The sequence below is a fragment of the Pseudomonas sp. WT-JTC genome (assembly GCF_056711565.1).
Window position 1 is genome coordinate 534,290 of the sequence record NZ_CM160042.1, and the last position, 21,288, is coordinate 555,577.

The following is a 21,288-nucleotide window of genomic DNA, read 5'->3' on the forward strand; positions in this document are numbered from 1 at the left end:
GGGAGCGGGCTTGCTCGCGAATAGGCCAGAACAGACAACAAAAAAGCCCACAGACGATCGCTCATCTGCGGGCTTTATTGTGGCCGGGCCTGAGGCTTAAGCGCGGCGCTCGTGCATCCGCGCCAATTGCCGTTCAAGCATCGATGGATACGGCTCCATCAACCGCTCCACGCAGCACGCGCCTTCAGGGCTGGCAATCGGGCGGATCCGCGCACGCTGGCGGATCAGCGCGTCATCACTGATCTTGCGCTCCACCAGCAGCAGGTTGCGGCTGTGTTGCGACAGGGCCAGGGCGTCCTGGGCGGAGTCGGTCAGCAGCAGGTCGATCTGGCTCAGGCCGAACAGTTCTTCGCCGAGGGTCAGGCCCAGTTGCAATTGCAGGGTGATGCCGCTGTCCGCGACTTCGATCTGCAACTGGTGGCCCAGGGCCCGCAGCAGCTCGCCACAGCAAATGGCGTTGGTCAGGTAATCGTCGCCGCTGTCTTCGGTGTGGAACAGCATCAAGGTGCTGCCATCGTTCAAGGTCTCCACTTCACCTTGATACAACGACGCGGCCTGATCGAGACAGTCGCGATAGCGTTCGAGCAGTTCTTCCAGGCGTGCCCGCGGCAGGCGTCGCAGTTGTTCCTGGGAGCCCAGTTGCACTGCCAGCACTGCGCTGTGTTGCGGCACGCTCGGAGTGGCCTGGCGAATGACCGGTTGCGGGTTGCTGACCAGCGATTCGTCGCGCAGATCGGCGAACGGGTCCTCATCATCGTCGTCTTCGACGGTGCTGACGATCTGCCGCGGCGCTGGCTTGAGCGCTGCTACCGGGCGACTTTCGTCGAAGCTCGGATCGCGCAGGTTGCGCACTTCGAAGGCCGGGTCGGCCTCGTCATCGACGTCGTCGATCTCCGGTTCCAGTTCCGGTTCTGGCACCGGGGCGGGTTCCGGGGCGAAGTTGGCGTGCAGCTGGCGCGCCAGGTCACCGATTTCGTCCTGGCGGTCGGTGGCCGGGGTGTATTCATCGATATTGCGCAGCCACACCCGCAGTTGCAGCAGCGGCGTGGAGAGATAACGCCCCATGCGCAGGCTCAAGGCCAAAGACAGGGCGAGCAGGATGGCGCTGAGGATACCCATGCTTTGCAGGCTGATGGTCATTGGCTGCTGGAACTGGTCCATGTCCAGGCTGATGCGCAATTGCCCGGCGGTCACGTCCTGGAAGGTGATCTTGCTCTGGTACATGCCCTCGGCTTCGCCCAGCAGGCCATGCTTGGGGCGCTGGCCGGACTCGGCGAGGATACGGTTGTCCGGACTGTAGATGGCGGCGTGGGCCACCAGCTTGTTCTTGGTCAGGTTGTTGAGCAGCACGTTGAGGCTGAGGATGTCGTTGGACACCAACAGCTCGGTGGCCGAGGTGGCCGTCTGCGTGGTCAGGCTTTCGCCCAGCGCATCCGCCTGCTCGTGCATGGCCTGCTTGAACTGCAAGCCCATCACACCGGCATAGATGACCAGGGCCAGGGCGACCAGGATCACGTTATGGCTGGCAATGCGCAATGCAATCGGTACACGGCGGTGGCGCAGTGCCCGGAAGATCAGCAGGAAGAAGTTGTCGGTTTTTACTGGCGTGGGCCGGTTCACTTGAGCTCGGCTCTTTTGTCCGTGAAGTTGACGCGCAGTATAGCGACAGGCCCTAGACCGTCAAAGCGCTCACGGTGCCCGATGGTCACTGAAAGTGGGTAGAATGCGGTTTTTTTCCACCTGCGGGGGTGCGCCTTGCGCGAAATCGTCCTGATAAACATCACTGGTGAGGACCGTCCGGGTCTGACTGCGGCCATTACCGGCGTTCTGGCCCAGGGTGGTGTGAACATTCTCGACATCGGTCAGGCGGTGATCCACGACACCTTGTCGTTCGGCATCCTGGTTGAAATTCCTGACACCGAGCAAGGCAAGTCCGTGCTCAAGGACATCCTGTTCAAGGGCTATGAGCTCGATCAACAGGTGCGTTTCACGCCGGTATCCGAACAGGATTACCAGCAGTGGGTCGGCAACCAGGGCAAAAAGCGCCACATCGTGACCCTGTTGACCCGCAAGGTGACAGCCGGGCAGTTGCAGGCCGTGAGCTCGATCACCGCCAAATATGGCTTGAACATTGACCACATCGACCGTCTTTCCGGGCGCATGCCGCTGGACACCCCGGCCGACAAGGGCAAGGGCTGCATCGAATTTTCCGTGCGTGGCGAGGCGGCTGATCCGCAGGCGCTGCGGGCAGAATTCCTCAGCGTTGCCCAGGAACTGAATGTCGACATCGCCTTCCAGGAAGATTCGCTGTTCCGTCGCAACCGTCGCCTGGCGGTGTTCGACATGGACTCGACGCTGATCGAAGCCGAAGTGATCGATGAGCTGGCCAAGGCGGCCGGTGTGGGTGACAAGGTTTCGGAAATCACCGAGCGGGCAATGGCCGGTGAGCTGGATTTCCGCGCCAGCTTCAAGGAACGTCTGGCCTTGCTCAAAGGGCTGGATGTCAATGTGCTGGATTCCATCGGCGCCTCGCTGCGCCTGACCGAAGGTGCGGAAACCCTGTTCGCCGAACTCAAGCGTCTGGGCTACAAGACTGCGATTCTGTCGGGCGGCTTCACTTACTTTGCCAAGCAATTGCAGGCCAAGCTGGGCATCGACTACGTGTTCGCCAACGAACTGGAAGTGGTCGACGGCAAAGTCACCGGCGTGGCGGTCGAGCCGATTGTCGATGCGCAGCGCAAAGCGGACTTGTTGAAGGAATTGGCACACAAGGAAGGCTTGCGCCTGGAGCAGACCATTGCGGTCGGCGACGGTGCCAACGATCTGCCAATGCTGGCGATTGCCGGGTTGGGCGTGGCGTTCCGCGCCAAGCCGCTGGTCAAGCAGTCGGCCAAGCAGGCGATTTCGACGCTGGGGCTGGATGGTGTGCTGTATCTGCTGGGCTTGCGCGATCGCGACGGCCAGCTCTGACACCGTAAAACAACTGTAGGAGCGAGCTCGCTCGCGATGAACCTGAGAGCGACGCGTGCATTCAGAATGCCCGCGTCATCGTTGACGACCATCGCGAGCAAGCTCGCTCCTACAGTTACAGTGCCGGTGTATATCGGGCTTTTGGTGAGCCCATGCCCTGACCCATCTGCACCGCTGTACCGGCGGTCATTTCTTCAGCCCACTTCACTTGATCCGGCCCGAACAGCACGACGGCGGTCGAACCCAGCTTGAAGCGACCCAGTTCCGCACCCTTTTCCAGGTGGATCGGTGCGCGGGCGGCTTCGTCGTAACGGAAGGTTTTCAGTTCGCGCTTCGGTGGCGTCACCAGGCCCGCCCAGACGGTTTCGATCGAGGCCACGATCATTGCGCCCACCAGTACCACGGCCATCGGGCCGCGCTCGGTGTCGAAAATGCACGCCACGCGCTCGTTGCGGGCAAACAATTCCGGAACGTTTTCAGCGGTGGTCTGGTTGACCGAGAACAGGCGACCCGGGATGTAGATCATCTCGCGCAGGGTGCCAGCCAGTGGCATGTGCACGCGGTGATAGTCCTTCGGCGACAGGTAGATGGTCGCGAAGTCGCCACCCATGAACGGCGCAGCATTCGCCGCATCGCCACCGAGCAGTTCCAGCACGCTGAAGCTGTGGCCCTTGGCCTGGAACACACGACCGTGCTCGATCGGGCCGAGCTGGCTGATCGCGCCGTCGGCCGGGCTGAGGATCGCGCCCGGGGTCTCGTCCAGCGGGCGGGCACCGTCTTTCAGTGCGCGGGTGAAGAACGCATTGAAGTGCTCGTAGGCGGTCAGGTCTTCGACCAGCGCCTGGGACATGTCCACCTGGTAACGCTTGGCGAACCAGGCGGTAAAGGCGTTCTTGAACCAGCGCACGCGGCATTCGGCGATGCAGCCGGCCAGTCGCGAGAGCAAGTTGTGAGGCAGCAGGTACTGGCTGACGATAAACAGACGCTTGTTCATTAACTGTCCTTGAAAAACTTAAATCTCTACGGGCGTATCGGGATGGTTGCCCCATTCGCCCCAGGAGCCGGCGTAGCCTTTGACCCGCGGATAACCGAGAGCCTTGGCCACCAGATAGGTGAAGCCGGACCGATGATGGGTCTGGCAGTGGGTAATCACTTCTTTGTCTTTGCTGATCCCGAGTTGTTCGAGGATCTGCGGCATGTCGGTGCGGATGCGCAGGTGGCGCGCCTGATCCATGCCGGCGGTCCATTCGAAATTGACCGCGCCGGGAATGTGCCCGCCCTTGGCTGCCAGGACTTTCTCGCCGGAATATTCCAGCGGCCCGCGTGCGTCCCAGATCGCCAGGTCGGCGGCGCCGAGACGGCTTTGCAGGTATTCGCGGGTGGCGGTGGGTTCGTCGTGCAGGGTCAGTGAAACCGGGCCGCCCACGGGTGGCGGGATCTGGATCGACATGGGCAAACCTTCTGCCAGCCAGGCTGGCAGGCCGCCGTTGACATAGTGGTACTTGCAGTGGCCGATGACATCCAGCAGCCAGATGAAGCGCCCGGCCCAACCGCCACCTTCGTCGTCATACACCACGTAGACCGCATCGGGGTTGTGTCCCAGTTCACCGAACAACGTTTCGAGTGCTGCCTGCGGGGGCATCAGTCCAGGGGCGGGCGCCTGACCCAGTTGCGTGCGTTTGGGATCGACAAAACGCGCGCCGGGAATGTGCCCTTCGGCGTAGCGGGCGGCACTGGTCAAGTCCACCAGAATCAGTTCGCGGGCGTCGAGGCGAGGGAGCAAGTCGCTCGGCTCGATCACCAGCGGCAAGCCAGAGAAGTCAGACATGTGAGGTCTCCAGAGCACAAAAGGGAGGATTGTAGCGCAGCTTATTGGCCTCGGTTACTAAAGCTGTGCAGGGCTTTTTCGATGCATTGTGCGGTTTTGCCGAATGCCTGTACGGAAATTTCCGAAAACGGCCCTCCGCCCTGATCCGCCACGACGATCATGATCACCCGGCCATTGTTGACCAGCGAACGCAGCAGCAGGTGTTCGCCGCTGAACTGCGAACGCAGACCGTTGGGCATCAGGGCCGAGAATTGCGCGTTGTTGGCTGGCGTCAGGCGGACCTGGGCCTGTTGCGCGAGCAGGCGTTGCAATACGTTGCTCTGGCTGACCACGAAATTCAGCCCGGCCGCCTCTTTCGGCAGGCCGGCCGTCTGGTGCACGCGCAGGTTGGCGTGGGTGCGGTCAGCCATCAGGATCATCACCCGACGCATGCCGCAGGCTGCGAGGGCGTCCCGGGCGGCGATGGTCAGGTGCATGGCATTGGTGAAGCGGCTCGGCTCGACCAGCAATTCGGCGCATTGCTTGCGCCATTTCGCCAGTTCTTCGGCGGTGGGTGCCGCGGCCGGCAGCAGTCCGGCGTGGATACGGTTCATGCCCCACGGCCAGATCAGCGATTCGGCGGGGTGCCAGAGATCGGGCATGGCATGCTGGCGCGCGCTGTTGGCGGCTTGCTGATGCAGTTGCTGCTGCACCTCATCCATCGGCATTTGCAGGTAAAGGCTGGTCAGGTACTGCCAGCGCTCACTGTGCGGGCTGTCCCAGGCGTGTTGCGCCGACAGCGCCAGGCCGTTGGCCAGCAATACCGTATTGGCCGGTTGATTGAGCCAGCGGCGCAGGGTCGGGTTGTCATCGAGGCGGTTCTGCTGACGCAATGGATGCTCGCTGTCGCGGGCAATGCGCAGGACCTTCACCAGTTCCCGTTGTTCAGTGAGCAACAGTCGATAGCCTTGCTGTACCCAGATCGGCAAGCGCCAGATCTCCACCAATGCCTGGCCGATGTCCAGCAGGCGTACACCAAACAGTTGCCGCTCGACTTTGCGTGCCGACTCGCCTTTATGGATGACCCGCAGTTCCCAGTCTTCGAGCAGTTCTGGATGGGTCAGCGCCAATGGCCACAGGGGCGAAAGGAACAGCAGGCTACCCCAGTGGATGTCCTGCCACAGGCGCGCCAGGCGACTGGCAAAAAAACCGTTGGCCTGTTGCGTGGCGTGCTGGCTGATCATCTGCAGCTGACGCAAGGCTTTGGGAATGTCGGACTGGGGGTCGGCGGGCAAGCGCGCGAGCAGCTCTTCGGTGCGCTTCAGGCCGAGGCGATTGATCGCGATCTCGAGGTTCTCCGCAGGCTCGGTCATGCTGCCGTGGGAGTGCCGGTTGGCTTCGCGAATCACGCTCAAGGCCAGGGCCGGGCTGCCTTGCATGAGGTCGGCGATGTCGCGCAGCGAGCTGCGATTGTCGCGGATGGCCTTGCAGACAAGGTCGTGGCTGGCTTGCGGGACGGGAAGGCGTACGCCATCGAGCAGCTTGATCCAGCCTTCGAGTGTCGTCGGTTTTGGCGTTGGAACGTTCGTTTCATTAACCATGGTTGGAGGCGATCATCATCAGCATTACCCGGGCCCGGAGTGGGTCAAATTGGCTTTTCGCCTGAACGGGCTTTAGTCTGGCGCAGTTTTGCCGATAAGTAGAAGAAGAGATTTTTTAACTTCCGAATATGACCTTGAACCCGACTCAGTAAGTGCTCTCCTACCTATGGCTAAAATTATCGGCATCATCGTCGTATTCGCGAGCGTGCTCGGCGGATACGTGCTTTCCCACGGCAAGATTGCCGCCCTGATCCAGCCTTTCGAGGTCATGATTATCGGTGGCGCGGCCCTCGGCGCATTCCTGCAGGCCAACCCTGGCCATATGGCGATGCACGTTCTCAAGAAAGCCTTGGGAATGTTCAGTTCACGCTTCAACCACGGGTTCTATCTGGAAGTGCTGGGCCTGATCTACGAGATCCTCAACAAGAGTCGCCGCGAAGGCATGATGGCGATTGAAGGCGATATCGAAGATGCCGCCGCAAGCCCGATTTTCGCCAAGTACCCTACGGTTCTCAAGGATGAGCGCATGACAGCATTTGTCTGCGATTACCTGCGCATCATGTCCTCCGGCAACATGGCTCCCCACGAACTTGAAAACCTGTTCGACATGGAGCTTGCCAGCCTCAAGGAAGACCTGGACCACCCGTCCCATGCAGTGAACGGCATTGCCGACGCCATGCCGGGTTTCGGTATCGTCGCGGCGGTATTGGGTATCGTGGTGACCATGGCTTCGCTGGGTGAAAGCGATCAGAAAATGATTGGCCTGCACGTCGGTGCGGCACTGGTCGGTACCTTCTTCGGTATTCTCGCGGCCTACGGCTTCTTCGGTCCCCTGGCGCATGCCCTGGGTCACGATGCCAAGGAAGAGCTGAACGTCTACGAAGCCATCAAGGCCTCGCTGGTCGCTTCGGCTTCCGGCATGCCGCCATCGCTGGCGGTAGAGTTCGGGCGCAAGGTTCTGTACCCGGCGCACCGTCCTAGCTTCGCGGAGCTGGAACAAGCGGTCCGCGGTCGCTAAACCATGGAGAACAATCAGCCGATAATCATCAAGCGCGTCAAGCGTTACGCCGGCGGGCATCACGGGGGCTCCTGGAAAATCGCCTTCGCCGACTTTGCCACGGCGATGATGGCGTTCTTCCTGGTGCTGTGGCTGCTGTCCACCGCCACCCCGGAACAGAAGATTGCCATCGCCGGTTACTTCAAGGACCCGATCGGCTTTTCCGAAAGCGGTACGCCGTACATCATTGATCTGGGTGGCACGCCGACCCTGGCGCCGGAAAACACCCTCAACCCCGAGGTGAAGTCCCAGCCGCAGCCGGACAAGGTCACCGTCGATACCGATCAGGTCGAAGGCATGGCCGAGCAGGTTGAAAAGGAACGTCTCGAACTGTTGCTGCAAGAACTGCAGAACAAGGTCGAAGAAAACCCGCAGCTGCAGAAATTCAAAGACCAGATCATGTTCGAGATCACCACGGACGGCCTGCGTATCCAGATCGTGGATGCGGAAAACCGTCCGATGTTCGACTCAGGCTCGGCCCGCCTCAAGCCGTATTTCGAAGACATCCTGCTGGCCATGGCCGACACCATCAAGGCGGTGCCGAACAAGATCAGCATCAGCGGTCACACCGATGCCAAGCCCTACACCGGTACCGGTGACTTCGGTAACTGGGAACTCTCGGCCAACCGTGCCAACGCCGCACGGCGTGCGCTGGTGGCGGGCAGTTATCCGGATGCGCAGGTGGCGCGCGTGGTCGGTTACGCCTCGTCGGCGCTGTTCGATCGCGAGCATCCGTTTAACCCGGTGAACCGTCGTATCGACATCGTGGTACTGACCAAGAAAGCCCAGCGTGCGATCGAAGGTTCGCAAGGCGCGGAGTCTGCTCCCGATGCGCCGCAAGGTTCGACTGTTCCGGGAGCCGCACCGGCTGCCCCGGTCGACCCGAACGCGTTGCCGGCGGACAAGGAGCCGTTGCCGGCTCACGAACTGCGCGAGCGCCTGAATCTGTTTGATAACCCGGCACCGAAAACGGGTGAGCCACCCAAGCAGTGACCGACAAAAAAAAGCCGACAGTAATGTCGGCTTTTTTTTGTGTTTTTCACAGATTTGGAGGCCGCTTCCTTGTAGGAGCCGGCTTGCTGGCGATGGCGGCTTCATGGTTGGCGTGATTTTTTGGTGGTGTACATATCCGTTTCTGCGGTAACGGCCACTTAGGGTTCCGCCTTTACGACGGGTTACTTGGAAGAGCGGAGCGCCGCCCGGCCCCAAGTAACCAAGGGCTCTTGCCCCTGACGTTCGGTGCCTCGCCAAGGCTCGGCATGCCCTCGCTCCGGTCCTGCTCCGTGGGCCCGCCGCGATCGGCCATCCTTGGCCGTACGCGGCTAACCCGGCATCCATGCCGGGTTGCCCACTGCGCAGAACCTGCGCTCGGCCTCTCGAGGGGGCAAGAAGATCAAAAGCCAAAGCAACAGCAACAGCAACAGCAACAGCCAAAGCGAGGCGGCCTACCGACGGCCTGATTTTGTATGGACGTGGCTCCTGAAGTTGTTGGGCGAGAGAACCCCCGACCGGTCAAGAGGATGGATCCGGGAGCGAAGTGACGTCAGAAACCGCGAGTAATTCTGGACTTCAAATCAGTGTGGAATCGTTCGGCGTTACTCCTGTTGACGCTGCGCACCGACTCGCTGCCGGTCACGGAATCCAGCGACATCGAACGCTTGAGTGTTGTTTCGTTGCGATAGGCATCAATGAAGAATTCGATGTCCCGGTCGCTGGTCAGCTTCGGCCACTTGTCCAGATATAGCGGCAGCTCTGTCGGGCCGGTCTTGAACGAGCAGATGCGCCGGTTGGTGATGGTCGCTTCGCCGATTTCGAACGGCACCCACCACGACCGCGCGGTTTTCTCCGACACCACTGCCAGCAGGTGCGTGCATTCACTGATGTTGCGCGTAATCACCCCGGTGATGTCGTCGGTGGTCTGGGATTCGGCGTCCAGTACGTCGAGGTAGGTCTTGATATTGGCCTGCATCAGGCGTGTGTTGATTTTGACCGCGTGGGCGCGATCCATGTGGCGGTAGCTGATAAAAACCGGCATCAGAAATGTCCCTTGATCGCGAGCTCGCGGTAATAGGCGCCGAGGGCGGTGAGGCGGCAGCCGGTGGAGAGGATGGCGGCGTAGTACATATGCTCGGCGTCCACCGGTTCGATGAGGCTGTGGCGGTTGCACTTTTGCAGTTGGGCGAAGACCTCGCCCTGTTCCGGGTTGAATTCAGGCTCGGTGGGCTCAAAGCTGGGGGCGAGGGGGTACACCGACTCCGCTTCGGCAAACCATTCGGGGAGTTTGCGCAGGATGTCCTTGGGGATCAGCGGCGACACTTCGCGCAGGGAAATGAACTGCGATACGTTGGTCTTGAACACCGGGCGCTGTTCCCAGGCGTCGAGGGCGTTGTCGACAAACGAATAGAGGCTGCCGGGCGTGATCTTGCCCAGGATGTTCGCTGCTCCCCCGTGCAGGGCCTGGAGCAACAAACCGGTGAATACGCCGTGCTGTGCGCCCTCCATTGCCGGCTCTTCCTTTTTGCAGGCGGTCAGAATGGTCATGCCTTCGCCGACTACGCTGCCCTCACTGCGCAAGGCGCGCAGCTCGCCGGCTGAGCCGCTCTGGCAACAATCGAGAATGATCACTTTGTTTTTGATCTTCGTGGCTTTGCTCGCCCAGTTGAGAATATCACTGAGGCGAATCCCGTCCTTGGCGCTCCTGTAATCCTGCGGGATCAACATGCCTTCGTCGGTGTCGAGGTCGAAGCTGCCGTGGCCGGCGAAATACAGCAGTGCGACATTGCAGTCCCCGGAAAACAGCTCGCGGATCTGGTCTTCGAGTTTTTCCCGGCTCAGGTAGTCCTCGGCGGAGGTCAGTACGATGTTCTTGAAGTTCGGATCGCCGTTGGCGTCGGTCTTCAGCACGGAGGCCATGGCCATGGCGTCATTGCTACAGCCGCTCAGTCGCGAAACGTGGGTGTAGTCGTTGATGCCGATAAACAGTCCTTTGCGCATGGTTACACCGCCGTATGCTCGCGAATCGCATTGATGATGTTGTTGGTGTTCCACGCGCATTCGGCGTGTGCCGCGTCACGCACTACCGTGGAAATGCGTTCTGCACCGAACGGTTTGATCGCGATGATCACCTTGCCCATGCGCTTGGCAATCTCGATTTCCTTGTTGATCCACTTGCTGTAGGTGGAATACATCCCGGCCATGATCAGTACCGCTGAACACGGACGGATCTTGTTTTCGATGGCTTCCTCAAGTTGCTTGTCGGTTTTCGCGCCGACAATCGGGTTGTCCGTTGGCACCGAATAGTTCTTGTACGTGAAACCGGGTTTCGCGTTGAGCAGGCGCACGAGGTTGTCGTGGGCGTGGGGGTAGTTCCACGAATGGCTGATGAACAAATGGTAGGTCTGCATGGGTATCCCTCGGTGTCGCTGGAGTGCGAAGAGGGTTTGAACTTAGGCGATTGCAGGGTGGCCACAAGGGGTTGGCGCGGAAAGAGAAATGTCCTACAAGTGCGCGTGCGGGCGCCTTACAGAAAGGTCTGATGTTTAACTGGGGGGAAGATCCGGCCACCGACCGCCCCGCTGAAAACAGGGCGGTCGGCGCGGCTGTTTAGTAGCCGTTTTCCGGCAGGCTGGCGATGATCGAGCGGTAGCTGTTCATCCGTTGCTGCTGCACGCGGCCATCTTCAAGGGCCTTGAGCAGGGCGCAACCGGGTTCGCGGTCATGCTTGCAGTCACGGAAACGGCAGGTGCCGAGCAGGTCGTTGAATTCGATGAAGCCGGCTTCGACGTCGGCACGGCTGACGTGGCCCAGACCGAATTCGCGGATACCCGGGGAGTCGATCAACTCACCACCGCCGGGGAAGTGGAACAGCCGCGCGGTGGTGGTGGTGTGAGTGCCCTGGCCGGACAGCTCGGACAGCGGGCCGACGCGGGTTTCGACATCCGGCAGCAGGCTGTTGACCAACGACGACTTGCCGACACCGGACTGGCCGACGAACACGCTGATGCGCCCGTCCAGTTGCGCCTGCAATTGCTCCATGCCATTGCCGTGGTGCGCCGACACTTCCAGTACCGGATAGCCGAGGGTGCGGTACACCGCGAGCAAGGCATTGAGTGCCGGGGCGTTGTTTTCGTCGATCAGGTCGAACTTGTTCAGCAGCAACAGCGGCTTGATGCCCGCATGTTCGGCTGCCACCAGATAGCGGTCGATCAGGTTGGCGTGGGGTTCGGGCAGCGGTGCAAACACGATGACGATCATGTCGACGTTGGCCGCCACCGGCTTGAGCTGGCCGCGGCTGTCCGGGCGACACAGCTCGGTGTTGCGCGGCAGTTGTGCCACGATCACGCCGATGCCCTGGTTGCCGGCACGCCACACCACCTGGTCGCCGGTCACCAGCGCCGGCAGGTTGGCGCGCAGGTGGCAACGGAACACCTGGCCGGCCAGTTCGCCGTCGCGGGCCTCGACCTCGACCTGCACACCGAAGTGCGCGATCACCAGACCGTGCTGTTCCGGGCCCAGATCGCCGCCCTCAAGTGCCTCGACAGCCGAGGACTCGCGTTTGGCGGCGCGGGCAGCGCGTTCGCCCTGAATCTTTTCGATGCGCCAGTTTTGGCGGCGATTGAGTTGGCGTTTGGCCATGGGTGTTCCGTATAAAGAATGCAGCGATTAGGTAAAACGGCCGCGAGTTTAGCACGCCCGGCTACCGGCCTAGGCTAAACTGCGCAGCATTGCCTAGGAGCCGACACATGCAAAATCCGCAGAACCTTATCTGGATCGACCTGGAAATGACCGGTCTGAACCCTGATACCGACGTCATTATCGAAATGGCCACCATCGTCACCGACAGTGACCTGAACACCCTGGCCGAAGGCCCGGTGATCGCCATTCACCACAGCGACGAAATCCTCGCCGGCATGGACGAGTGGAACACCCGTCAGCACGGCGGTTCCGGGCTGACCCAGCGGGTTCGCGACAGCCGCATCAGCATGGCCGAAGCCGAGGCCGAAACCATCGCCTTCCTGGAGAAGTGGGTGCCGAAGGGCAAATCGCCGATCTGCGGCAACAGCATCTGCCAGGATCGTCGCTTCCTTTATACGCACATGAAATCTCTGGAAAGCTATTTCCACTACCGCAACCTCGACGTATCCACGCTCAAAGAGCTGGCCGCGCGCTGGGCACCGGACGTGCGTGACAGCTTCAAGAAGGGCAGCACCCACCTGGCGCTGGACGACATCCGCGAATCCATCGCCGAATTGCAGCACTACCGCAAGCATTTCATCAAAGCCTGATGCTATAGCGCTTTCGTGGCGAGGGGGCTTGCCCTCTTTTGGTGCTCCAGCGAAGTCAGTAGACTGCGCGCCTTTCTGCAAGGACCGCCACCATGCTGCTGATGCTCTACCTGATCGCCATCACCGCCGAAGCCATGACCGGTGCCCTGTCTGCCGGGCGTCGTGGCATGGACTGGTTCGGTGTGGTGCTGATCGCTTGCGTCACAGCGCTGGGTGGCGGGTCGGTGCGCGATGTGCTGCTCGGGCATTACCCGCTGACGTGGGTCAAACACCCGGAATACCTGGTGCTGACCACGGCCGCCGCGATGATCACCGTGTTCACGGCGCGCTGGATGCGCCACCTGCGCTCACTGTTTCTGGTGCTCGACGCCGTCGGTCTGGTGGCGTTCACCCTGATCGGCTGCATGACCGCCCTGGAAATGGGCCACGGCATGCTGGTGGCTTCGGTCAGCGGCGTGATCACCGGCGTCTTCGGCGGCATCCTGCGGGACATCTTCTGCAACGATATTCCGCTGATCTTCCGGCGCGAGCTCTATGCCAGCGTCTCGTTTGCGGCAGCGTGGTGCTACATGCTCTGCATCTATCTGCAATTACCCAATGAGCAATCGATTCTGATCACCCTGTTCGGTGGTTTTCTGCTGCGCTTGCTGGCCATCCGTTTTCACTGGGAAATGCCCAAGTTCGTCTATAACGACGAAGCCTGACGCGGCCCCTTGTAGGAGCGAGCTCGCTCGCGATGAACCGGAGAACTCCGCGGGCCACCAGGCTTGCCGCGTTATCGTTGACGTCCATCGCGAGCTAGCTCGCTCCTACACAAGGCCGTGTCGTTTCAGAGCCCACTCGACATGTTCACGTACCAGTTGCGAAGGATGTTCCCGTCGCGCCTTCAGCGCTTCCAGCACCGGAATCGTAGACGGCGCGTTGCCCAGGCCTACCGCCAGGTTGCGCAACCAGTTTTCGTAACCGGTCCGGCGCAGCGGCGAGCCTTCCGTGCTGCTCAGGAATTTTTCCTCATCCCACATGAACAGGTCGGCCAGCTGCGCGTTGTCCAGATTGTGCCGCGGCTTGAAGTCGCTTTCACCGGACGGACGGGCGAAGCGGTTCCACGGGCAGACGATCTGGCAGTCATCGCAACCGAACACCCGATTGCCGATCAGCGGCCGCAGGTCTTCGGGGATCGCGCCTTTGAGTTCGATGGTCAGGTAGGAAATGCAACGCCGGGCATCCAGCACATAGGGGCCGACGAAGGCATTGGTGGGGCAGATGTCGAGGCAGGCGCTGCACCGCCCGCAGTGTTCAGTGGCATGGGGCGGGTCTACCGGCAGCGGCAAATCAACGAACAGTTCGGCGAGGAAGAAATAACTGCCTGCCTTGCGATTCAAGACCAGAGTGTTTTTGCCGATCCAGCCCAGGCCGGCCTTTTCGGCGATGGCTTTTTCCAGCACCGGGGCACTGTCGACGAAGGCGCGATAGCCGAAAGGCCCGATGACCGCCTGAATCTTTTCCGCCAGTTGTTGCACGCGTTTACGGATCAACTTGTGGTAATCGCGACCCAGGGCATAACGCGAGACGTAGGCTTTTTCCGGCTGGGCGAGCATTTTCGCCATGTGGGTGTCGCCCGCCAGGTAGTCCATGCGCAGCGAAACCACACGCAAAGTGCCGGGCACCAGTTCTTCCGGGTGCGAGCGTTTGCTGCCATGGGCGCCCATGTAGTCCATTTCGCCGTGGTAGCCGGCGGCGAGCCAGCGCTCCAGGTGTTGCTCATGCTCGCCCAGGTCGAGGCCGCTGATGCCGACTTGCTGAAAGCCCAGCTCGCGGCCCCAGTCCTTGATGGATTGGGCGAGGGCAGGCAGGTCTGTGGTGATGGCGGACATGAGGCGAGAGAAACCGGAGCTGAGGTGCGTATAATTCTGCCAGACATCGGAGCCTGAAGACGCATGCCGCACACTAAAGATGAATTACCCGACGTGCTGTACGGTGCAGCACAGGTGCGAGCGCTCGACGCACGGCTGATTGCCGCGGGCACGCCGGGCTTCGAATTGATGCAACGCGCAGCCCGCGCAACGTGGCGGGCGCTGGTACGGCAATGGCCGTCGGCGAATGAATTGACCGTGCTCGCCGGGCATGGCAACAACGCTGGCGACGGTTATCTGGTGGCCGTGCTGGCACGGCGTGCCGGGTGGCAGGTGCGCGTGTTGGCGGTCGGTGATCCGCAGCGCTTGCAGGGCGATGCCGCGCGGGCCCATGCCGAGGCGCTGGCTGAAGGCGTCGCGGTGCAGGGCTGGAGCGACCAGTGCGAGTTGCGTGGCGTTGTCCTCGATGCCTTGCTCGGCACCGGCCTGAGCGGCGAGGTGCGCGAGCCTTACTCGGCTGCCATTAAAGCGATCAATGCCGGTGGCCTGTCGGTGGCGGCGGTCGATATTCCTTCCGGACTGTGTGCCGACACCGGACGAGAGTTGGGTATCGCGGTACGCGCCGATCTCACGGTGACCTTCATCGGGCTGAAGCCGGGTCTGTTCACGGGCGACGCAGCGGATCACGTCGGCGAGCTGGTGTTCAACGATCTGCAAGCCACGGCCGAAACATACAGTGATATTCCCGTTCGCGCCCGACGTCTCAACGCGGTTAATCTTCCGCGGCCGGCGGCTCGCCCACCGACGTCTCACAAGGGGCGTTTCGGGCATGTGCTGTTGATCGGTGGCGATCATGGCCTTGGCGGAGCGATCCTGCTCAGCACCGAAAGCGCATTGCGCAGCGGCGCTGGAATGGTTTCGCTGGCAACCCGTCCCGAGCATCTGTCAGCGGCGTTGAGTCGAGTGCCGGAAGCCATGGCGCTGGGCACTTCGTCGGCCAATCAGTTGATGGGGCTGCTGGAGAAAGTCTCGGTGCTGGTGGTCGGTCCGGGCCTCGGGCAGGCCGGTTGGGGGCGTTCATTGTTGTCGGTCGCCGCTAACGCGCCATTGCCGCAAGTGTGGGATGCCGACGCGTTGAACCTGCTGGCAGGCGGTTTTGTCCGTTTGCCCAAGGATTGTGTGATCACTCCGCATCCGGGCGAAGCGGCACGTTTGTTGGGGATCAGCACTGCCGAAGTGCAGGCTGATCGCCTGGCCGCAGCGCTGGCGTTGAGCAAGAAATATTCGGCAGTGGTGGTGCTGAAAGGTGCCGGCAGCCTGATCGCCCATCCCGACGGACGTCTGGGGCTGTGTCATCAGGGGCATCCGGCGATGGCCACTGCCGGTTTGGGCGATGTACTGGCCGGTTTGCTCGGCGCGTTGCTGGCCCAGGGCATGGAACCATTCGACGCGGCCTGCCTGGCGGTCTGGCTGCACGCCAATGCCGGTGAACAACAAGGAAAATTTGGCCGTGGGCTGGCGGCCAGTGATCTGATTCCAGCCATTCGTCAGTTGTTGGAGGAGCAAGCACCGTGTCTGAAGTAACCCTGTACCTGGCCGATGAGCAGGCCATGAGCGACTTTGGCGCACGCATTGCCCGAATCACCCAAGGCCATGGCCTGATTTTTCTCGAGGGTAACCTGGGGATGGGCAAAACCACGTTGTCCCGAGGCATCATCCGCGGTCTGGGGCATGTCGGGGCTGTGAAAAGCCCGACCTTCACCTTGGTCGAACCCTACGAAATCGGCGACATTCGCGCCTTCCATTTCGATTTGTACCGTCTGGTCGATCCGGAAGAACTGGAGTTCCTCGGTATTCGCGACTACTTCGAAGACGATGCCCTGTGTCTGATCGAGTGGCCCGCCAAAGGTGCAGGCTTTTTGCCAAAGCCGGACCTGACCATTACCATTAGCCCGCAAGACAGCGGGCGTTCGCTGAAAATTTTATCCCAGGGCTCGCGTGGCGAGGCCTGGTGTGCCGCTTTGGCATTGGAATCCAAATAGATGATGGGGTTAGGTATGCGCTTTCGCGCGTTGATGGCTGCCGTAGGGGTGTTGTTTTTGGCGGTAACCGTCGACGCTGTGGCCGATTCGAAGGTCAACAGTGTTCGTCTGTGGCGGGCACCGGACAACACACGACTGGTGTTTGACCTGACCGGCCCGGTGCAACACAGCGTCTTTACCCTGACGGCTCCGGATCGCCTGGTCATCGACATCAATGGCGCGACCCTCGGTGCACCACTCAACGTCAACACCTCGAATACCCCGATTACCGCCATGCGCTCGGCTCAACGCACGCCGACCGACCTGCGGGTGGTCATCGACCTGAAAAAGGCCGTGACACCGAAAAGCTTCTCCCTGGCGCCGAACGCCCAGTACGGCAACCGGTTGGTGGTCGATCTGTTCGATAACGCCGCAGATGCCGCGCCTTCTCCAGCACCAACGCCATCGGTCGCCACGGTGCCCGCCGTGCCGGTCACGCCTGCCGAGCCGGCAATCAAGCTACCGCCCGCCCCGGCCGGCAAGCGCGACATCATTGTGGTGATCGACGCCGGACACGGTGGCGAAGACCCGGGGGCATCGGGCTCTCGCGGTGAACGCGAGAAAGACGTGGTGTTGCAGATCGCCCGCGAATTGCAGCGCCAGATCAACGGCATGAAAGGTTTCCGCGCCGAACTGACCCGTACCGGCGACTACTTCATTCCGTTGCGCGGCCGTACCGAAATTGCCCGCAAGAAAGGCGCGGACCTGTTTGTCTCGATCCACGCCGACGCCGCGCCTTCTGCCGCCGCTTTCGGTGCCTCGGTATTTGCCCTGTCTGACCGCGGTGCCACTTCGGAGACGGCCCGCTGGCTGGCCGACAGCGAAAACCGTTCCGACCTGATCGGTGGTGCCGGCAACGTCAGCCTCGATGACAAGGACCGCATGCTCGCCGGCGTGCTGCTTGACCTGTCGATGACGGCATCCCTGACGTCCAGCCTGAACGTGGGCCAGAAGGTCCTGAGCAACATTGGCCGGGTGACGCCTCTGCACAAGCAACGGGTCGAACAGGCCGGGTTCATGGTACTGAAGTCGCCGGATATTCCGTCGATCCTGGTGGAAACCGGGTTCATCTCCAACGCCAACGAAGCCTCGAAGCTTGCCGCGTCGAACCACCAGCAGGCGCTGGCGCGTTCGATCAGCAGCGGCGTGCGCCAGTTCTTCCAGCAGAACCCGCCACCGGGCACTTATATTGCCTGGCTGCGCGACTCCGGCAAGATTGTACAAGGTCCACGTGACCACCGCGTCAACCCGGGCGAGACCCTGGCGATGATCGCCGTGCGCTATCAGGTGTCGCCCGCGACCCTGCGCAGCGCCAACAACCTGTCGAGCGATGAGCTCAAGATCGGTCAGCACCTGACTATTCCGGGCACTGAATTGGCGGCCAAAGAATGAATCAGGTTGTGAACGGTGGCGCTCGAATCGAGCTGCTCAGCCCGCGACTGGCGAACCAGATTGCGGCGGGTGAGGTGGTCGAACGTCCGGCTTCGGTGATCAAGGAGTTGCTGGAAAACAGCCTCGACTCAGGTGCCAGGCGTATCGATGTCGATGTGGAGCAGGGCGGCGTCAAATTGCTGCGGGTGCGCGACGATGGCAGCGGCATTTCCGCCGATGACCTGCCGCTGGCGCTGGCCCGTCACGCCACCAGCAAGATCCGTAACCTGGAAGACCTCGAACAGGTCATGAGCCTGGGGTTTCGTGGTGAGGCCCTGGCATCGATCAGCTCCGTCGCGCGCCTGACCCTGACCTCCCGAACCCGTGACGCCGACCAGGCCTGGCAGGTCGAGACCGAAGGGCGTGACATGGCGCCTCGCGTGCAGCCAGCGGCCCACCCGGTGGGCACGTCGGTTGAAGTGCGCGACCTGTTCTTCAACACGCCGGCGCGGCGCAAGTTTCTCAAGAGCGAAAAAACCGAATTCGATCACCTGCAGGAAGTGATCAGGCGCCTGGCCCTGGCGCGCTTCGATGTGGCGTTCCATCTGCGCCACAACGGCAAGACCATCCTCAGCCTGCACGAGGCCCATGATGATGCGGCCCGTGCCCGGCGTGTGGCGGCGATCTGCGGGCCGGGCTTCCTGGAGCAGGCACTGCCGATCGAAATCGAGCGCAACGGCCTGCATCTATGGGGCTGGGTCGGCTTGCCGACCTTCAACCGCAGCCAGGCCGATTTGCAGTATTTCTTCGTCAATGGCCGTGCCGTACGCGACAAACTGGTGGCCCACGCCGTGCGCCAGGCCTATCGCGACGTGCTGTTCAACGGTCGGCACCCGACCTTTGTACTGTTTTTCGAAGTGGATCCGACTGGCGTCGACGTCAACGTGCACCCGACCAAGCACGAAGTGCGCTTCCGTGAAGGACGCATGGTCCACGATTTCCTCTATGGAACCTTGCACCGCGCCTTGGGCGATGTGCGGCCCGACGATCATCTTGCGGCGCCGGTTGCCACTGCAATCGTCCGGCCTACCGGCCTTGAAGCCGGTGAATTCGGACCCCAGGGCGAAATGCGCCTGGCCGCCAATGCGCTGCTGGAGCAGCCTCAGGCTCAGCCGTCCTTCAATACGCCGGCAGGTTCGGGTTCTGGCGCCGGTTATCAGTACCAATACACGCCGCGTCCGCAGTCCGGTGTGCCTGTCGCCGAGGCGCAGGCCGCCTATCGCGAGTTTTTTGCGCCGCTGCCCGAGGCCAATGCCGTCGCGCTACCGGCCGGGCAAGACGACATTCCGCCGCTGGGTTATGCACTGGCACAACTCAAGGGCATCTACATTCTTTCGGAAAACGCTCAAGGCCTGGTGCTGGTGGATATGCACGCCGCCCACGAACGAATCATGTATGAGCGTTTGAAGGTGGCGATGGCCAGCGAGGGCCTGAGCGGCCAGCCGTTGCTGGTGCCGGAGTCCCTGGCCGTCAGCCAGCGTGAAGCCGATTGCGCCGAGGAGCACGTCGCCTGGTTCCAGCGCCTTGGCTTTGAATTGCAGCGCCTGGGCCCGGAAACCCTGGCGATCCGGCAGATTCCGGCGCTGCTCAAGCAGGCCGAAGCCAACCGGCTGGTCGCCGACGTCCTGGCCGACCTGATGGAGTTCGGCACCAGCGACCGCATCCAGGCACACCTGAACGAATTGCTCGGGACCATGGCCTGCCACGGTGCGGTTCGGGCGAATCGGCGTTTGGCCCTGCCGGAAATGAACGGTCTGCTGCGTGACATGGAAAACACCGAGCGCAGCGGTCAATGCAACCATGGCCGACCGACCTGGACCCAGCTGGGCCTGGACGATCTGGACAAACTGTTCTTGCGCGGTCGTTGATGAACCAGTTCCCACCTGCGATTTTCCTGATGGGGCCGACTGCCGCCGGCAAGACCGACCTGGCCATCGAACTCACCAAAGTCCTGCCCTGCGAGTTGATCAGCGTCGATTCGGCGCTGGTCTACCGTGGCATGGACATCGGCACTGCCAAGCCTTCCAAAGAGCTGTTGGCGCAATATCCGCATCGTCTGATCGATATTCTCGACCCGGCCGAGAGCTATTCGGCTGCGGAATTCCGTCGTGACGCCCTGCAAGCCATGGCCGATATCACCTCGCGTGGAAAAATTCCGTTGCTGGTGGGCGGCACAATGCTCTATTACAAGGCTTTGGTTGAGGGCCTGGCGGATATGCCGGCCGCCGATCCCGACGTCCGTGCGCAAATCGAAGAAGAGGCTGCACGCCTTGGCTGGCAAGCCTTGCACGAACAATTGGCGGTGATTGATCCGGAGTCTGCGGCGCGAATACATCCGAACGATCCCCAGCGGTTGAGTCGAGCACTGGAAGTTTATCGTGTCAGCGGTCAAAGCATGACTGCCCTGCGTTTGCGACAATCTGTGCAAAGTACTGAAGCAGCCGCTTCGGGACAGCAACAATTGCCCTATACTGTTGCGAACTTGGCCATTGCTCCGGCAAATCGCCAGGTACTGCACGAGCGAATTAAACAAAGATTCACTTTAATGTTGGAACAGGGATTCATTGACGAGGTCGTAGCCCTGCGTAAGAGAAGTGACCTGCATGCCGGGTTGCCGTCTATACGTGCAGTAGGCTACCGCCAAGTCTGGGACTACCTGGATGGCAAGCTGACGTCAGCCGAGATGCAGGAGCGTGGAATCATTGCCACGCGCCAATTGGCGAAACGCCAGTTCACCTGGCTGCGCAGCTGGACTGATCTGCATTGGCTGGACAGTCTGGATTGCGACAATCTGCCGCGCGCCTTGAAATACCTTGGGACCATCTCCATATTGAGCTGAGTCCTTGCAATTGCCGTCTATCCTTGGGGGTGTGGCGGCCAAAGCCATCTGTTTACCTATTTTTTTATATTGAATCCTTAAAGGAGTGCGGCACATGTCAAAAGGGCATTCGCTACAAGACCCTTACTTGAATACTTTGCGTAAAGAGAAAGTTGGGGTGTCCATCTACCTGGTCAACGGTATCAAACTGCAAGGCACGATCGAGTCCTTCGACCAGTTCGTTATCCTGCTGAAAAACACCGTCAGCCAGATGGTCTACAAACACGCGATCTCTACAGTGGTGCCGGTTCGTCCAATTCGTCTGCCTAGCGCAACCGAATCCGAAGCAGGTGACGCTGAGCCAGGTAACGCCTGATAGGAGTCT

The 21,288-nt window shown here is 61.2% G+C and carries 20 protein-coding genes; 11 read left to right on the forward strand and 9 right to left on the reverse strand.

The features are described 5' to 3' along the window. Positions 1-96 precede the first annotated feature (96 nt). Positions 97-1,620, reverse strand: a complete 1,524-nt coding sequence (locus AC06G5_RS02340; protein ID WP_413427574.1) for an AhpA/YtjB family protein — start codon at positions 1,618-1,620, stop codon at positions 97-99. 135 nt (positions 1,621-1,755) lie between these two features. Between AC06G5_RS02340 and serB the strand changes: the two genes are divergently transcribed. Further along, positions 1,756-2,970: a phosphoserine phosphatase SerB gene (serB, locus tag AC06G5_RS02345; RefSeq protein ID WP_413427575.1), complete on the forward strand. Its 1,215-nt coding sequence runs from the start codon at positions 1,756-1,758 to the stop codon at positions 2,968-2,970. A gap of 115 nt (positions 2,971-3,085) precedes the next feature. Here the strand turns inward: serB and asd are convergent, their stop codons facing one another. The 3 genes from asd to AC06G5_RS02360 are packed head-to-tail and all read right to left on the reverse strand — an operon-like array spanning position 3,086 to position 6,378. Next, on the reverse strand, positions 3,086-3,964 hold the full coding sequence (gene asd / locus AC06G5_RS02350) for an archaetidylserine decarboxylase (protein ID WP_413427576.1): 879 nt from the start codon (positions 3,962-3,964) through the stop codon (positions 3,086-3,088). Positions 3,965-3,982: 18 nt separating this feature from the next. Next, positions 3,983-4,798: a thiosulfate sulfurtransferase gene (gene rhdA, locus AC06G5_RS02355; RefSeq protein ID WP_413427577.1), complete on the reverse strand. Its 816-nt coding sequence runs from the start codon at positions 4,796-4,798 to the stop codon at positions 3,983-3,985. Positions 4,799-4,839: 41 nt separating this feature from the next. After that, positions 4,840-6,378 (reverse strand): HDOD domain-containing protein, encoded by a 1,539-nt coding sequence (locus AC06G5_RS02360; protein ID WP_413427578.1) that lies wholly within the window; start codon positions 6,376-6,378, stop codon positions 4,840-4,842. A 166-nt stretch (positions 6,379-6,544) separates the two neighbouring features. Here AC06G5_RS02360 and motA point away from each other — a divergent pair, with 166 nt between their 5' ends. Then, positions 6,545-7,396, forward strand: coding sequence for a flagellar motor stator protein MotA (gene motA, locus AC06G5_RS02365; protein WP_008016909.1), 852 nt, complete (start codon positions 6,545-6,547; stop codon positions 7,394-7,396). 3 nt (positions 7,397-7,399) lie between these two features. Then, the gene (gene motB / locus AC06G5_RS02370) at positions 7,400-8,428 is read left to right on the forward strand and encodes a flagellar motor protein MotB (protein ID WP_480458934.1); all 1,029 of its coding nucleotides are present in this window, start codon (positions 7,400-7,402) and stop codon (positions 8,426-8,428) included. Between the two features lie 550 nt (positions 8,429-8,978). Here the strand turns inward: motB and AC06G5_RS02375 are convergent. From AC06G5_RS02375 to rsgA, 4 genes are all read right to left on the reverse strand, one after another. After that, positions 8,979-9,470: a toll/interleukin-1 receptor domain-containing protein gene (locus AC06G5_RS02375; RefSeq protein WP_413425437.1), complete on the reverse strand. Its 492-nt coding sequence runs from the start codon at positions 9,468-9,470 to the stop codon at positions 8,979-8,981. Then, positions 9,470-10,429 (reverse strand): caspase family protein, encoded by a 960-nt coding sequence (locus tag AC06G5_RS02380; protein WP_413703674.1) that lies wholly within the window; start codon positions 10,427-10,429, stop codon positions 9,470-9,472. Before AC06G5_RS02380 ends, AC06G5_RS02375 begins: the two co-directional genes overlap by 1 nt. Before the next feature lie 2 nt (positions 10,430-10,431). Next, on the reverse strand, positions 10,432-10,839 hold the full coding sequence (locus AC06G5_RS02385) for a TIR domain-containing protein (protein ID WP_480458935.1): 408 nt from the start codon (positions 10,837-10,839) through the stop codon (positions 10,432-10,434). Between the two features lie 199 nt (positions 10,840-11,038). Then, positions 11,039-12,070: a small ribosomal subunit biogenesis GTPase RsgA gene (gene rsgA, locus AC06G5_RS02390; RefSeq protein WP_015093224.1), complete on the reverse strand. Its 1,032-nt coding sequence runs from the start codon at positions 12,068-12,070 to the stop codon at positions 11,039-11,041. Positions 12,071-12,177: 107 nt separating this feature from the next. Between rsgA and orn the strand changes: the two genes are divergently transcribed. Beyond that, positions 12,178-12,720 (forward strand): oligoribonuclease, encoded by a 543-nt coding sequence (gene orn, locus AC06G5_RS02395; protein WP_007983969.1) that lies wholly within the window; start codon positions 12,178-12,180, stop codon positions 12,718-12,720. A 92-nt stretch (positions 12,721-12,812) separates the two neighbouring features. Then, positions 12,813-13,424, forward strand: coding sequence for a trimeric intracellular cation channel family protein (locus AC06G5_RS02400; protein ID WP_413425430.1), 612 nt, complete (start codon positions 12,813-12,815; stop codon positions 13,422-13,424). Between the two features lie 105 nt (positions 13,425-13,529). Here AC06G5_RS02400 and queG read toward each other — a convergent pair whose 3' ends face one another. After that, entirely contained in the window at positions 13,530-14,594 is a 1,065-nt protein-coding gene (queG, locus tag AC06G5_RS02405; RefSeq protein WP_480458936.1) for a tRNA epoxyqueuosine(34) reductase QueG, read from the reverse strand. A 63-nt stretch (positions 14,595-14,657) separates the two neighbouring features. On the opposite strand from queG, the gene AC06G5_RS02410 reads away from it, so the two are divergent. From AC06G5_RS02410 to hfq, 6 genes are all read left to right on the forward strand, one after another. Then, positions 14,658-16,157, forward strand: a complete 1,500-nt coding sequence (locus AC06G5_RS02410; RefSeq protein ID WP_480458937.1) for an NAD(P)H-hydrate dehydratase — start codon at positions 14,658-14,660, stop codon at positions 16,155-16,157. Next, positions 16,145-16,615 (forward strand): tRNA (adenosine(37)-N6)-threonylcarbamoyltransferase complex ATPase subunit type 1 TsaE, encoded by a 471-nt coding sequence (gene tsaE, locus AC06G5_RS02415; RefSeq protein WP_413425424.1) that lies wholly within the window; start codon positions 16,145-16,147, stop codon positions 16,613-16,615. The genes AC06G5_RS02410 and tsaE overlap by 13 nt, the downstream gene beginning before the upstream one ends. Beyond that, a complete protein-coding gene (locus AC06G5_RS02420; protein WP_413425422.1) occupies positions 16,616-18,046 on the forward strand; it encodes an N-acetylmuramoyl-L-alanine amidase in 1,431 nt (476 codons plus the stop codon). After that, entirely contained in the window at positions 18,043-19,953 is a 1,911-nt protein-coding gene (mutL, locus tag AC06G5_RS02425; protein WP_413425420.1) for a DNA mismatch repair endonuclease MutL, read from the forward strand. The genes AC06G5_RS02420 and mutL overlap by 4 nt, the downstream gene beginning before the upstream one ends. Next, complete coding sequence (gene miaA / locus AC06G5_RS02430) at positions 19,953-20,924, forward strand: tRNA (adenosine(37)-N6)-dimethylallyltransferase MiaA (protein WP_413425418.1); 972 nt, start codon at positions 19,953-19,955, stop codon at positions 20,922-20,924. The genes mutL and miaA overlap by 1 nt, the downstream gene beginning before the upstream one ends. A gap of 94 nt (positions 20,925-21,018) precedes the next feature. Next, a complete protein-coding gene (gene hfq / locus AC06G5_RS02435; RefSeq protein ID WP_007902656.1) occupies positions 21,019-21,279 on the forward strand; it encodes an RNA chaperone Hfq in 261 nt (86 codons plus the stop codon). Positions 21,280-21,288 lie beyond the last annotated feature (9 nt).

Coding starts and splice junctions, on each gene's coding strand:
- rhdA (WP_413427577.1), bottom strand. CDS start 4,798: ATGTCTGACTTCTCTGGCTTGCCGCTGGTGATCGAGCCGAGCGACTTG.
- AC06G5_RS02410 (WP_480458937.1), top strand. CDS start 14,658: ATGCCGCACACTAAAGATGAATTACCCGACGTGCTGTACGGTGCAGCA.
- AC06G5_RS02385 (WP_480458935.1), bottom strand. CDS start 10,839: ATGCAGACCTACCATTTGTTCATCAGCCATTCGTGGAACTACCCCCAC.
- miaA (WP_413425418.1), top strand. CDS start 19,953: ATGAACCAGTTCCCACCTGCGATTTTCCTGATGGGGCCGACTGCCGCC.
- hfq (WP_007902656.1), top strand. CDS start 21,019: ATGTCAAAAGGGCATTCGCTACAAGACCCTTACTTGAATACTTTGCGT.
- AC06G5_RS02375 (WP_413425437.1), bottom strand. CDS start 9,470: ATGCCGGTTTTTATCAGCTACCGCCACATGGATCGCGCCCACGCGGTC.
- queG (WP_480458936.1), bottom strand. CDS start 14,594: ATGTCCGCCATCACCACAGACCTGCCTGCCCTCGCCCAATCCATCAAG.
- AC06G5_RS02380 (WP_413703674.1), bottom strand. CDS start 10,429: ATGCGCAAAGGACTGTTTATCGGCATCAACGACTACACCCACGTTTCG.
- motB (WP_480458934.1), top strand. CDS start 7,400: ATGGAGAACAATCAGCCGATAATCATCAAGCGCGTCAAGCGTTACGCC.
- motA (WP_008016909.1), top strand. CDS start 6,545: ATGGCTAAAATTATCGGCATCATCGTCGTATTCGCGAGCGTGCTCGGC.
- AC06G5_RS02360 (WP_413427578.1), bottom strand. CDS start 6,378: ATGGTTAATGAAACGAACGTTCCAACGCCAAAACCGACGACACTCGAA.
- AC06G5_RS02420 (WP_413425422.1), top strand. CDS start 16,616: ATGATGGGGTTAGGTATGCGCTTTCGCGCGTTGATGGCTGCCGTAGGG.
- orn (WP_007983969.1), top strand. CDS start 12,178: ATGCAAAATCCGCAGAACCTTATCTGGATCGACCTGGAAATGACCGGT.
- mutL (WP_413425420.1), top strand. CDS start 18,043: ATGAATCAGGTTGTGAACGGTGGCGCTCGAATCGAGCTGCTCAGCCCG.
- asd (WP_413427576.1), bottom strand. CDS start 3,964: ATGAACAAGCGTCTGTTTATCGTCAGCCAGTACCTGCTGCCTCACAAC.
- rsgA (WP_015093224.1), bottom strand. CDS start 12,070: ATGGCCAAACGCCAACTCAATCGCCGCCAAAACTGGCGCATCGAAAAG.
- AC06G5_RS02400 (WP_413425430.1), top strand. CDS start 12,813: ATGCTGCTGATGCTCTACCTGATCGCCATCACCGCCGAAGCCATGACC.